The 11891-nt window shown below is 70.3% G+C and carries 11 protein-coding genes; 7 read left to right on the plus strand and 4 right to left on the minus strand.

The genetic code is table 11. The annotated features are described in order from the left end of the window. Positions 1–55 precede the first annotated feature (55 nt). Positions 56–1474: a HAMP domain-containing sensor histidine kinase gene (locus tag FV233_RS25610; RefSeq protein ID WP_246690082.1), complete on the plus strand. Its 1419-nt coding sequence runs from the start codon at positions 56–58 to the stop codon at positions 1472–1474. 4 nt (positions 1475–1478) lie between these two features. Here FV233_RS25610 and bioB read toward each other — a convergent pair whose 3' ends face one another. Together bioB and FV233_RS25620 are read right to left on the minus strand one after the other, a co-directional pair. Next, positions 1479–2480 carry a biotin synthase BioB gene (bioB, locus tag FV233_RS25615; RefSeq protein WP_147899185.1) on the minus strand — a complete coding sequence of 334 codons (1002 nt, stop codon included), beginning with the start codon at positions 2478–2480 and terminating at the stop codon, positions 1479–1481. Positions 2481–2563: 83 nt separating this feature from the next. Further along, on the minus strand, positions 2564–3448 hold the full coding sequence (locus tag FV233_RS25620; protein WP_147855558.1) for a fumarylacetoacetate hydrolase family protein: 885 nt from the start codon (positions 3446–3448) through the stop codon (positions 2564–2566). Between the two features lie 416 nt (positions 3449–3864). On the opposite strand from FV233_RS25620, the gene FV233_RS25625 reads away from it, so the two are divergent. Further along, entirely contained in the window at positions 3865–5178 is a 1314-nt protein-coding gene (locus tag FV233_RS25625) for an OmpP1/FadL family transporter (protein WP_246690080.1), read from the plus strand. Positions 5179–5511: 333 nt separating this feature from the next. Here FV233_RS25625 and phaC read toward each other — a convergent pair whose 3' ends face one another. Continuing rightward, a complete protein-coding gene (gene phaC, locus FV233_RS25630; protein WP_187278229.1) occupies positions 5512–7293 on the minus strand; it encodes a class I poly(R)-hydroxyalkanoic acid synthase in 1782 nt (593 codons plus the stop codon). 192 nt (positions 7294–7485) lie between these two features. On the opposite strand from phaC, the gene FV233_RS25635 reads away from it, so the two are divergent. The 4 genes from FV233_RS25635 (at position 7486) to FV233_RS25650 (ending at position 10123) form a co-directional block, all read left to right on the plus strand. Next, positions 7486–7902, plus strand: coding sequence for a hypothetical protein (locus FV233_RS25635; RefSeq protein WP_246690081.1), 417 nt, complete (start codon positions 7486–7488; stop codon positions 7900–7902). A 122-nt stretch (positions 7903–8024) separates the two neighbouring features. After that, positions 8025–9242, plus strand: coding sequence for an LL-diaminopimelate aminotransferase (locus FV233_RS25640; protein WP_147855603.1), 1218 nt, complete (start codon positions 8025–8027; stop codon positions 9240–9242). A gap of 206 nt (positions 9243–9448) precedes the next feature. Next, positions 9449–9661, plus strand: a complete 213-nt coding sequence (locus FV233_RS25645; protein ID WP_007567016.1) for a hypothetical protein — start codon at positions 9449–9451, stop codon at positions 9659–9661. A gap of 108 nt (positions 9662–9769) precedes the next feature. Further along, positions 9770–10123: a hypothetical protein gene (locus FV233_RS25650; protein WP_147899186.1), complete on the plus strand. Its 354-nt coding sequence runs from the start codon at positions 9770–9772 to the stop codon at positions 10121–10123. A 26-nt stretch (positions 10124–10149) separates the two neighbouring features. Here FV233_RS25650 and FV233_RS25655 read toward each other — a convergent pair whose 3' ends face one another. Then, complete coding sequence (locus FV233_RS25655; protein WP_147899187.1) at positions 10150–10488, minus strand: DUF3140 domain-containing protein; 339 nt, start codon at positions 10486–10488, stop codon at positions 10150–10152. Between the two features lie 187 nt (positions 10489–10675). Between FV233_RS25655 and prfB the strand changes: the two genes are divergently transcribed. Next, positions 10676–11804, plus strand: a protein-coding gene (gene prfB / locus FV233_RS25660; RefSeq protein WP_147899188.1) for a peptide chain release factor 2 whose coding sequence is annotated in 2 segments (ribosomal slippage) — positions 10676–10744 and positions 10746–11804 — 1128 coding nt in all. Because the reading frame shifts where the segments join, the coding sequence is not laid out codon by codon here. Positions 11805–11891 lie beyond the last annotated feature (87 nt).

An 11891-nucleotide genomic window follows, 5' to 3' on the forward strand; every position in this document is an offset into this window, starting at 1 on the left:
CGCGATGCCCGGTCGGAGCGTGATGGGCGTGGCCGTCGAATCCGACCCGGTCACGATGCCGGCGGCGGCCGCCGCGGCACGCGAGGTGCCCGAGCGGCGTCCGGCGCGCCTCGGCCTGTCCGGGCGGCTGTTCCTCGTCACCGTCGCGTTCGTGGTGGTGGCCGAGGTGCTGACCTACGTGCCGGCGGTGGCCAACTACCGGATCGAGTGGATGTCCGACCGGGTCGCAGCCGCGCAGGTCGCCGCCTTGGTCCTCGACGGCCGGACCGGCGAGCCGGTCTCCGAGGCACTGGAGAGCCGGCTGCTCGCGGGGGTGAACGCCCGGGCGATCGCGGTCCGCGGCGGCGGCGCCCAGCGGCTGCTCGCCATCGAGCCGGTGCCCGAGACGGTGGCCGACACCGTCGACCTGCGCGACGTCACGGCCCTGTCGACCATCCGGGGGGCGTGGCGGACCCTGGTCGCGCCGGTCCGCGAGCCGATCCGGGTGATCGGGGAGGGGGGCATCGGCTTCGACCGGGTCGAGGTCCTGCTCGACGAGGCGCCGCTGCGCGCCGCGATGATCGACTACGCACTGCGTCTGCTGGTCTCGTCGCTGATCATCGCGGCGTCGGCGGCCGGGCTGGTCTTCGTGGTGCTGCAGGTGCTGATCGTCCGCCCGGTGCGGCGGCTCGCTACCAACATCACGGCCTTCGCGGAGAACCCGGAGGATGCCGGCCGGATCATCGCGCCGTCCCGCCGCCGCGACGAGATCGGCCAGGCCGAACTCGCCCTCGGCCGGATGCAGCGCATCCTGGCCGACCAGCTCCGCCAGAAGCGGCGGCTGGCCGAGCTGGGGCTGGCGGTCAGCAAGGTCAGCCACGAACTGCGCAACCTGCTCACCGGCGCCCAACTCCTCGGCGACCGGCTGGAGGACACCGCCGACCCGATGGTCCAGCGGGTGGCGCCGCGCTTGGTCGGGGCCATCGCCCGGGCCATCCGGTTCTGCGAGGCGAGCCTGGCCTACGGCCGCGTCTCCGAGCGCGCGCCGACGCTCAGTTCGACGCCGTTGGCGCCGCTCTTCGCCGAATTGCCGGACCTCGCCGCACTCGCCGCACGGAGCATGCGCGTCATCGTGGACGCCGGCGAATGCCGCGTGAAGGCCGACCCGGAGCAACTCGCCCGGGCCCTGGCCAACCTGGTCCGCAACGCCGTGCAGGCGCTGGACGGGGCCGCGGTGCCGGAGGCCGAGGTGCGGGTCACCGCCTGCCGCGACGCCCCGGGCCGGGTGACCATCCTGGTGGAAGACAACGGCCCCGGCCTGCCGGCGCGGGCCCGGGAGAACCTGTTCTCGCCGTTCCAGGGCTCGACCCGCTCGGGCGGCACCGGGCTCGGCCTGCCGATCGCCGCCGAGCTGATCGGCATCAACGGCGGCAGCCTGACCCTGGACCCGGAGGAGGGCGGCGCCCGCTTCCGGATCGTGCTGCCGGAGGGCTGACGCGTTACTCGGCGGCGGCCAGGATCGGCTCCGCGACGTGGATGCCGAGATCGGCCAGCAGCGCGGCATCGGAATCCGCCTCGTTGTTGGCGGTGGTGAGCAGGCGCTCGCCGTAGAAGATCGAGTTGGCCCCCGCGAGGAAGCAGAGGGCCTGCGCCTCCCGGCTCAGCGCCTTGCGTCCGGCGCTGAGGCGCACCCGGGCCTTCGGCATCACGATGCGGGCGGTGGCGCACATCCGCACCATGTCGAACGGATCGACGGGCGCGGCCCGGTCGCCGAGCGGGGTGCCGGGGACGGCGGCCAGCGCGTTGATCGGCACGCTCTCCGGATGCGGCGCGTGGTTAGCCAGCACGTGCAGCATCGCGACCCGGTCGCCGACGCCCTCGCCGAGGCCGATGATGCCGCCGCAGCAGACGCCGATGCCGGCCTCGCGGACCCGCTCCAGCGTGTCCAGGCGGTCCCCGTAGGTCCGGGTCGAGACGATCTTGTCGTAGTAGTCCGGACCGGTATCGAGGTTGTGATTGTAGGCGGTGAGCCCCGCCTCGGCCAGGCGCTCGGCCTGGCTGGCGGTCAGCATGCCGAGGGTGACGCAGGCCTCCATCCCGAGGCCGCGCACACCCCGCACCATGTCCAGAACCGAGTCGAATTCCGCGCCGTCGCGCGGGCTGCGCCAGGCCGCGCCCATGCAGAAGCGGGTCGCCCCGTTGGCCTTGGCGGCCGCGGCCTCGGCCAGCACCGTGTCCACCGGCATCAGGCGCTGGCGCGGCAGGCCGGTGCCCTTGTGATGGGCCGACTGCGAGCAGTAGCCGCAATCCTCCGGGCAGGCGCCGGTCTTGATCGAGAGCAGGCTCGCGCGCTGGACGTCGCTCGGGTCGTTGTGTGCCCGATGCACGGCCGCGGCCCGATACACGAGGTCGAGCAACGGCAGGTCGTGGATCGCGCGGATCTCCGCGACGCTCCAGTCGTGGCGGAAATCGGAGGCGTGCGGGTCGGCAGCTTGGCTCATGGTGTCTTCTTGACGGGGATCGGTGGCCAAAATCAAGCGCCCTGCGGGCCGCCGCCCTCCTGTGCGGAGGCGGCGGCGTCGCTTCAGTGCGTCGGCTCGCCGGCCGAGACCTTGGCGGTCCAGTCGTCGAAGGCGATGACCTTCTGGCGCTGCTCGCCCAGGCGCTCGATGCGCAGGACCATCTCGTCGCCGGCCTTCAGGTAGCGCGGCGGCTTCATGCCGAGGCCGACGCCGGGCGGGGTCCCGGTGGTGATCACGTCGCCGGGCTCCAGCAGCATGAAGTGCGACGCGTAGGCGACGAGCTGCGGCACGTCGAAGATCATGGTCGCGGTCGAACCGGTCTGGCGGCGCTCGCCGTTGACGTCGAGGCTCATGGCGAGGTTCTTCAGGTCGGGGATCTCGTCCAGCGTCACCAGCCACGGGCCGAGCGGCCCGAAGGTCGGCGCGCTCTTGCCCTTGGTCCAGGTCGGGCCGCGCTCAAGCTGCCACTCGCGCTCCGAGACGTCGTTGCAGATGCAGGCCCCCGCCACGTAGCTGAGGGCCTCGTTGGCGTGGACGTAGCTCGCCCGGCGGCCGATCACCACCGCGAGCTCCACCTCCCAGTCGGTCTTGGCCGAGCCCTTGGGGATGATCACCGTGTCGTTCGGCCCGCACAGGCTGGACGGCGCCTTGTTGAAGATGATCGGCTCCGAGGGGATCGGCGAGCCGGTCTCGGCGGCGTGGTCGGCGAAGTTGAGGCCGATGGCGACGACGTTGCGGGTGCCGCCGACGCAGGGGCCCAACCGCGTGTCCGCCGGCAGCTTCGGCAGGGTCTCGGGATCGAGGGCCCGCAGCCGCTCCAGGGATTCCGGCGCCAAGGCCGGGCCGGCGATGTCGCGCACGATGCTGGACAGATCGCGCAGGCCGCCCTGCGCATCCACGAGGCCGGGCTTCTCATCGCCGCTCGGGCCGTGCCGGAAGAGCTTCATCGCCGCGACTCCTCATCCTTCCCTGGAACCGGTCTACGCCGGGCGCCGGGACCATGGCCGCGCAGCACCGCCGGTGCAAGCGCGTCCGTGGCGGCGGCTCGCGATTTCGCGGTGTCGCAACTTGGCAACATCGTGGCAAAAAAGTGCATATTCAGACGCAAACTGATTTATTATTCATCGCCGGATCCCGCCGGCGAAAGACAGTCCGCCGAGGGGGGAAAACAGGTTTGATTGCCTAGCCGAGAGATAAGCCGTCGTCGTGATCCTGTCGATCATCGGCGCTTCCGGTGCCGGCCGGACTTGTGATCGCCGTTGCGGTCGAGCGGGGGAAACCTGCACCATACCGACAACGGCGCCGGACCGGGACAAGGTCGAATCAGGGCGCCCGAACAAGCCATCCGGTTCGGGGGGAGCAGATGAACGGGACAATGCGCGCATGGGTGCTCGCGGCCTCGGTGGCGGCGATCGGCGCCGGCGAGGCGCGGGCCGGGGCCTTCGGCATCCGCGAGCAGAGCACCCAGGCCCAGGGGCTGTCCTTCGCGGGCGCGGCCGCAGGCTCCGGCGGCGTCTCGTCGATGTTCTGGAATCCCGCGGTCATCACGATGAACCCGGGCTTCGTCTCCGAGCAGAACCTCACCTATATCGGCCTCTCCTCAGACATCCGGACGGCACCCGGGACCAATCCGGGCTTCGCGCGCCTGGGCGATTCCGGTGATATCGGACAGGGCGCCGTGGTGCCCGCGGGGGCGACCTCCTACCAGATCAACGACCGCCTCTGGCTCGGCCTCTCGACGGGTGCGCCCTTCGGCCTCGTGACCAAGCCGCGGCAGGTCTGGGCCGGCGAGGTCTACGGGCGCTCGTCCCGGATCTTCTCGCTCGCGTTCAATCCGGTGATCGGCTTCAAGGTCAACGAGTGGCTGTCGCTCGCCGCCGGCCCGAACATCGAATATTTCCGGCTGACCCTGCGGCAGGCGCTGCCGATCCCCGGCATCGCGCCGGCCCTCTATCCGAGCGGGTTCCTCAAGGGCGAATCCTGGGGCGTCGGCTTCACGGCGGGCGCCACCCTGACGCCCCGCGACGGCACCGTGATCGGCATCGGCTATCGCTCGTCGGTGCACCACGACATCGAAGGCTCGATCGGCGTGCCGCTGGTGGCGCTGGCGCCGCTGGCGGGGCAGGTGCGGGCGAAGCTCAACACGCCGGACAAGCTCAGCGTCGGCCTCGTGCAGGCGATCTCGCCGGTGGCCCGGGTCGATCTCGGCTTCGAGTGGGATCAGTGGTCGCGCCTCGGGACGATCGGGATCGTGTCGAACCGCCTCGGCCTGCCGGTCAACAACCTGCCGCTGAACTACAAGGACGGCTACACCTACTCGATCGGTGCCGAGTACGACGCGGCGCCCAACCTGACCCTGCGGACCGGCTTCGCCTACGAGTCTTCGCCGATCGACTTCCGCAACCGCTCGGTGCGGCTGCCCGACGGCGACCGCTACATCGCCTCCGTGGGCGCGAGCTACCGCTGGAACGAGCGCCTGACCCTGAACCTGGCCTACTCGCACTTCTTCCTCGACCGCTCGCGCGTCCTCGCGGGGATCGGCCGCGACTACAATATCGGCAACATCGCCTTCGCGGGTGTGGTCGATTCGAGCGCCGACATCGTCTCGGTTGGCTTCCGCTACGTGTTCGGCGCCCCGCCGCCGGCCGCCCCGGCGCCGCTGGTGCGGAAGTATTGAGGGGGGCTGTTCAGATATTTCAGGATGCAACGCGGGTTCCCCTCTCCCCGCACGCGGGGAGAGGCCCGCACGGACCTCGTCGTCCGTGCGGGAAGCGGAGGCGAAGCCGGAGCGTTGGTGAGGGGGCGGCTCTGAGTGAGGTGCGCGTTCTAAACCGCCCCCTCACCCTCGGCTGCCGCCTCGCCGCGCCGACGACGAGGTCGTCGCGGCCCTCTCCCCGCAAGCGGGGCGAGGGGATCACAGCTTGCATCTTCGAGCAAAACCGTAGGCCGCAGTGTAACCGGCTCGAAACCTGCTCCGTCAGCCGCAAGCCGTGAGCACGGCCCAGCCCCCTCAGGCCCGCATCCGCACATACGTGCCCGGAGCCGGGCCCAGCGACGGCAGCGCGTCGCCGCCGGGCTTGCGGGCCGGGACCCGCTCGGGGGCCTGGGCCTCGATCCACTGGAACCAGTAGGGCCACCACGATCCCTTGGTCTCCACCGCCGCCGCGATCCAGTCCTTAAGTTCGCCCTTCACCGGCCCGCCGGTCCAGTAGCCGTATTTCGGCTTGTAGGGCGGGTTGACGACTCCGGCGATGTGGCCCGATCCCGCCAGCACGTAGTCGACCTTGCCGCCGAAGGTCTTCGAGCCCTCGAACACAGAGATCGCCGGGGCGATGTGGTCCTCCCGGGTGGCGAGGTTGAAGATCGGCACCTGGACCTTCTTCAGGTCCAGCCGGACGTTGCCGAGGACCATCTTGCCCTGGGCCAGGCTGTTCTCGAGATAGCAATTGCGCAGGTAGAACGAGTGGTTGGCCGCCGGCATCCGGGTGGCGTCGGAGTTCCAATACAGCAGGTCGAACGCCGAGGGCGGCTTGCCCTTGATGTAGTTGTTGACGACGTAGGACCAGATCATGTCGTCCGGCCGCAGCATGTTGAACGCGTTGGCCATGCGGCTGCCCTCCAGGTAGCCCCGCTCGGCCATGCGGGCCTCGACCTGGCGGATCTGCTCCTCGTCGGCGAACACCTTGAGGTCGCCCGCATGGGTGAAGTCCACCTGCGTGGTCAGCAGGGTCGCGCTCTTGATCCGGCGGTTGCCCGTGGCGGCCTGCATGGCGAGCGTCACCGAGAGCAGGGTGCCGCCGACGCAGTAGCCGGCCGCGTGGACCTCGCTCTCGCCCGTGGCGACCCCGATCGCGTCGATCGCCGCCTCGATGCCCTCGCGCATGTAGGACTCGAAGTCCTTGTCGGCGTGGCGCGCATCCGGGTTCACCCAGGAGATGCAGAACACCGTCAGGCCCTGGTCGACCATCCACTTCAGGAAGCTCTTCTGGGGATTGAGGTCGAGGATGTAGAACTTGTTGATCCAGGGCGGCACCATCAGGAACGGGCGCTTGAGCACCGTCTCGGTGGCGGGCGCGTACTGGATCAGCTCGATCAGGTCGTTGCGGAACACCACCTCGCCCGGGGTCACCGCGACGTTGCGGCCGACCTCGAACCCGCTCGGATCGGTCTGGCGGACCCGCAGCTGGCCGCCGCCGGCCGCCAGATCCTCCTCGTACATCTTGAGGCCGCGCACGAGGTTGGCGCCGCTCTCCTGCAGGGTGTGGCGGATCAGCTCCGGATTGGTCGGCAGGAAGTTCGATGGCGACAGCATGCTGGTGAGCTGGCGCAGGTAGAACTGCGCCTTGTGGCGGGTGCGCTCGTCGATGCCCTCGGCCTCGTCCACCAGGCCCTCGGCCCAGCGGGTGGCGATCAGGTAGCCCTGCTTCAGGAAATCGAAATACGGGTTCGTGGACCACTCGGCGTCGCTGAACCGGCCGTCCTTGGGCTCGGGCACCGCCACCGGATCGGCCGGCTGGCCCTGGAGGCGCAGGTAGGTCGTGCCCCACAGCGTCAGGAACGCCTGGGACAGCTTGGCCTGGGCCTCGGCGCTCCGGTTCGGATCCGACATCCAGGCCTCTGCGATCTGGCCCAGCGTCCTGACCGCCTCGTTGATCTCCCCGGAGGGAGCGCCGGCCTGGGCCTCGGGCGCAAGCATGCGGGCGGCGCTGCGCCCCAGCGCCTCCACGAACTGGCCGGCATTGCGCGACAGGGCCTCGATATCCGGCATCGGCGGCGTGATGCCGTCCGGCATGGCGCCGTTGACCATGCCGGTCCGGGCGGCAGCCTGGTCCGACGCCTGCGTCCGCGGGCTCGTCACGCGCGCCTCCCTGTGTGGTGTTTCGGCCCGACTGACGGTGAGCCTCGTTTCCGACAAATTAAGGAGCGAGCGAGAGGTTGCACCAGCCCGTTTGCGCGTGTCGCGAAACATCCGCGCGATCTTCTCATGACCCATGTGCTCATGCACCGCGCCTTTTTGAACCCCACCGGTCGGCGGCCCGGCGGCCCGGGCCCGGCGCGGGGCCTCGCCGTGGCGGTGCTGGCCCTCCTGGCGGCGCCGCTCGCGGCCTGCTCGGGGGACGCGGTGCGCACCCTCGCCACCGATGCGGGCTACGGCCCCCGGGTCGTGGCCGCGCCGGATTTCGTGACCGAGACCCGCGGCCAGGAGGCGCCCGCCTTCATGCCGGTGGGCGTCGATGCGCCCAAGCGCCCGATCCGGGCCAAGTCGTCCGAGGGTCAGAAGGCGCTGGAGGCCGAACTCGAAGGGGCCCGCGGCCGCAACGAGAGCCGCGGCCGCGCCGCCGAGAGTGCCGGCCGGGGGGCCGCCGCCGCGATCAAGCCGGTGCCCGCGGCGGCGCGATAACGGCACCGATCCGGACCGTTTTTGAGGGTCGGCGGCGGCACGCAACTCTGCTAGAGCGAATCCTTCGCGCGACCGACACCAACGAGAGACGCCAGATTCGGGACGCGCCGATGGACACGCCCATGACCGACTTCCACCGCATCAAGCGCCTGCCGCCCTACGTCTTCGAGCAGGTCAACCGGATCAAGGCCACCGCCCGAGCCCAGGGCGCCGACATCATCGATCTCGGCATGGGCAACCCCGACCTCGACGCCCCCAAGCACGTCATCGCCAAGCTGTGCGAGACGGCGGGCCGGCCGCGGACCGACCGCTACTCCGCCTCCAAGGGCATCGCCGGCCTGCGCCGCGCCCAGGCGGGCTATTACCAGCGTCGCTTCGGCGTGAGCCTCAACCCCGACACCCAGGTGGTGGCGACGCTGGGCTCGAAGGAAGGCTTCGCCAACATGGCCCAGGCGATCACCGCCCCGGGCGACGTGGTGCTGGTGCCGAACCCGAGCTACCCGATCCACGCCTTCGGCTTCCTGATGGCCGGCGGCGTGATCCGCTCGGTCCCGGCCGAGCCGACCCCGGCGATGTTCCCGGCCCTCGAGCGGGCGATGCGCCACTCGATCCCGAAGCCGGTCGCCCTGGTGGTCTGCTATCCGTCGAACCCGACCGCCTACGTGGCCGACCTCGATTTCTACCGGGACCTCGTCGCCTTCGCCAAGCAGCACGAGCTGATCCTGCTCTCGGACCTCGCCTACGCGGAGGTCTACTTCGACGGCAAGCCGCCGCCTTCGGTCCTGCAGGTCCCGGGCGCGATCGATTGCACCGTCGAGTTCACCTCGCTGTCGAAGACCTACTCCATGGCCGGCTGGCGCATGGGCTTCGCGGTGGGCAACGAGCGCCTGCTGGCGGCGCTCTCCCGGGTGAAGTCCTATCTCGATTACGGCGCCTTCACGCCGATCCAGGTCGCCGCCACCGCGGCCCTCAACGGACCCGACGACTGCATCGACGAGATGCGGGCGACCTACAAGAAGCGTCGCGACGCGCTGGTGGAATCCTTCGGCAAGGCCGGCTGGACGATCCCGGCGCCCGCGGCCTCGATGTTCGCCTGGGTCCCGATCCCGGAGCGTTACCGGGAGATGGGCAGCCTCGAATTCTCGAAGCTGCTGCTCGAGAAGTCCGACGTCGCCGTGGCGCCGGGCATCGGCTTCGGCGAGTTCGGCGACGAGTATGTCCGCATCGCCCTGGTCGAGAACGAGCAGCGCATCCGGCAGGCCGCGCGCAACATCCGCCGGTTCTTCGACGGCGGCGACAAGACGCTCCACAACGTCGTGCCGATGGCCCAGGCCGTCTGAGACCGGGGGCGGCTCCAAGTCTTCGGTTCGACGCGCTGGCTGGCGCCGAACCGGTGTCCGCTTCGGCGGCGCGCGCGCCGAGCCCGATTGTTGCCGCCGGGCGACAGGCTCCGTCAAAGGGCTCGTCGTCCCGCGCCGGCGCTTGTCAGAGCGGATCGCGATGCGCAGGGTTCGGAACGGGGGTCCTCCCGCGTCCCGAGAGTTGCATGCGCCGCCTGAACCTCATCGCCGCCCTGCTGCTCGCCGCCGCGGCCTCGGCCTGCGCGCCGAACCCGATCATCGCGCGGGACCCGGTGCCGGCCCCGGGCCCGACGGACGTCTACGCCTGCGATTCCAAGCCGTTGCCGGTCAACGCCTTCATGTCGGATTGCCGGCCGGTGCCGGCGAGCCCGCAGGTGGTGCTGCGCGCCCGCGGCTGAGCCGGCGTTCCGGTAACCGGTTCGCCCGCGAGCGCCGGACAGGCCGCCCGCGATAAGCTAGAGTGTAGGCCTGACGCCGGCCCGGCCGGTCCCGTGACGGAGCATTGCGTGAGCACCAAGACCCTGATCGCCGCCGGATTGCTCGGCCTCGTCGCCCAGGGCGCCGTCGCCGAGCCCGCCTTCCCGCCGGGGATCCCGCAGCCGCGCGCCTATGTCTTCACCGCCCCCAACGGCCCGACCGTCCTGCAGACCGAGGGCTGCTGCCAGGTGCTGGTGCCGCCGGGCCGTCCCGACCTCGCCGTCCCGCCGGTCCCGGTGGCCCAGGTGATGAACGGCGGCGGCTTCGGCTACACCGGTTTCGACTACTACAACGACCAGATCACCGAGAGCCGGTTCGGTGCGCGCAAGCGCCCGAAGGAGTACGTGATCGCCCCGTCCTACATCGTGCCGCCGCGCTACTGAGCCGGACGGGCCGGCGAGCCCGGGCCTCAATCCGTGTGCGGATCGTGGCCCCAGTTCATCAGCGACATCCGCCAGGGTGAGTCGGGGTCCTTGCCGGCGTCGCCGCCCTGCTTCAGGTGGCGGTGGACGTAGCCCACGACCTTGCGCATGGCGGCATAATCGTCGTCGGTGAGATCCGCCTTCTTCTTGTCCTTGATCGCCAGGATGCGCCGGCCCATCGCGTGGCCGGTGGATTCGGCGCCGTCCTTCTTCTGGCCGACCTCCCGGCTCGCCGTGCCGTCGAGGTGTTTGCGCAGCGCCGCCGGCGTCATGTTGACGGCGTCGTTGAAGGCGCTCCACGTCTGCGCGTGATCGTCGTCCGCCATCCTGGCCGCCTCCGCGTTCCTGCCCGATCCGTCCCCGACAACGCGCCGCCCGCGCGCCGGCTCGCGCACCACCCTGCGGTCGGGCGCCGCACAGTTCGGGCGCGGGGTCCCGGCCCGCCGTTTACAGGGCGGCTCCCGGGCGGTATCACCCCGGCCCGACCCATCACCCGAAGTCCCGAAAAACCAAATGCGCGCCGAGATCGAGCAAGCCTCGGATGCCGCCAAGCAGTCTATAGGACTGCTGAGGAGGCATCTTTGACTGGGATACTGTCGATAAACGCCTCGCGGAGCTGAACGCAGCCTCCGAGAACCCCGACCTGTGGAACGACGCCGACGCCGCGCAGAAGGTCATGCGCGAGCGCCAGCAGCTCGACGAGGCGGTCTCCTCCATCCGCAAGCTCGAGCGCGACCTCGAGGACGGCGCGACGCTGATCGAACTCGGCGAGATGGAGGGCGACGAATCCTCGATCCGCGAGGGCGAGGCCGCGATCCTCGCCGTCGAGAAGGAGGCGGCCAGCCGCCAGGTCGAGACCCTCCTGTCCGGCGAGGCCGACGGCTTCGACACCTATCTCGAAGTCCATGCCGGTGCCGGCGGCACCGAGAGCCAGGACTGGGCGAACATGCTCCAGCGCATGTACGGCCGCTGGGCCGAGCGCCGGAAGTACAAGGTCGAGATCGTCGAGTGGTCGGACGGCGAAGAGGCCGGGATCAAGGGCGCGACGCTCCTGATCAAGGGCCACAACGCCTATGGCTGGCTCAAGACCGAGTCCGGCGTGCACCGGCTGGTGCGGATCTCGCCCTACGATTCCAGCGCCCGGCGCCACACCAGCTTCGCCAGCGTCTGGGTCTACCCGGTCATCGACGACCGGATCGAGATCGAGATCAAGGAATCGGATTGCCGGATCGACACCTACCGGTCGTCCGGCGCCGGCGGCCAGCACGTCAACACCACCGATTCCGCGGTGCGCATCACCCACAACCCGACCGGGATCGTGGTGGCCTGTCAGCAGGAGCGCTCCCAGCACAAGAACCGCGCCACGGCGTGGAACATGCTGCGCGCCCGGCTCTACGAGGCCGAGCTGAAGAAGCGCGAGGAGAAGGCCAGCGCCGAGGCCGCCGCCAAGACCGATATCGGCTGGGGCCACCAGATCCGGTCCTACGTGCTCCAGCCCTATCAGTTGGTGAAGGACCTGCGCACCGGCACCCAGTCCACCGATCCGGACGCGGTGCTCGACGGTTCCCTCGATCCGTTCATGGAGGCTTCGCTGGCCCAGCGGGTCTATGGCGGCGCAGAGGACGTCGAGGACATCGACTGAGTTTTTCTCAGTTGAGGCGGCTGCCGCACCCGCGCGTGTTTCCCTCCCCCCTTTGCGGGGGAGGGTGGCCCCCGGAGGGGGTCGGGC

The sequence above is a fragment of the Methylobacterium sp. WL7 genome (assembly GCF_008040085.1).
Classification (GTDB): domain Bacteria; phylum Pseudomonadota; class Alphaproteobacteria; order Rhizobiales; family Beijerinckiaceae; genus Methylobacterium; species Methylobacterium mesophilicum.

Bases quoted from the DNA above. Each gene is read 5' to 3' on its own strand.
- bioB (WP_147899185.1), bottom strand. From the start codon at position 2,480: ATGAGCCAAGCTGCCGACCCGCACGCCTCCGATTTCCGCCACGACTGG.
- FV233_RS25635 (WP_246690081.1), top strand. From the start codon at position 7,486: ATGACCCATGTGCTCATGCACCGCGCCTTTTTGAACCCCACCGGTCGG.
- FV233_RS25610 (WP_246690082.1), top strand. From the start codon at position 56: ATGCCGGCGGCGGCCGCCGCGGCACGCGAGGTGCCCGAGCGGCGTCCG.
- FV233_RS25640 (WP_147855603.1), top strand. From the start codon at position 8,025: ATGACCGACTTCCACCGCATCAAGCGCCTGCCGCCCTACGTCTTCGAG.
- FV233_RS25625 (WP_246690080.1), top strand. From the start codon at position 3,865: ATGAACGGGACAATGCGCGCATGGGTGCTCGCGGCCTCGGTGGCGGCG.
- FV233_RS25620 (WP_147855558.1), bottom strand. From the start codon at position 3,448: ATGAAGCTCTTCCGGCACGGCCCGAGCGGCGATGAGAAGCCCGGCCTC.
- FV233_RS25645 (WP_007567016.1), top strand. From the start codon at position 9,449: ATGCGCCGCCTGAACCTCATCGCCGCCCTGCTGCTCGCCGCCGCGGCC.
- phaC (WP_187278229.1), bottom strand. From the start codon at position 7,293: ATGCCGGACGGCATCACGCCGCCGATGCCGGATATCGAGGCCCTGTCG.
- FV233_RS25655 (WP_147899187.1), bottom strand. From the start codon at position 10,488: ATGGCGGACGACGATCACGCGCAGACGTGGAGCGCCTTCAACGACGCC.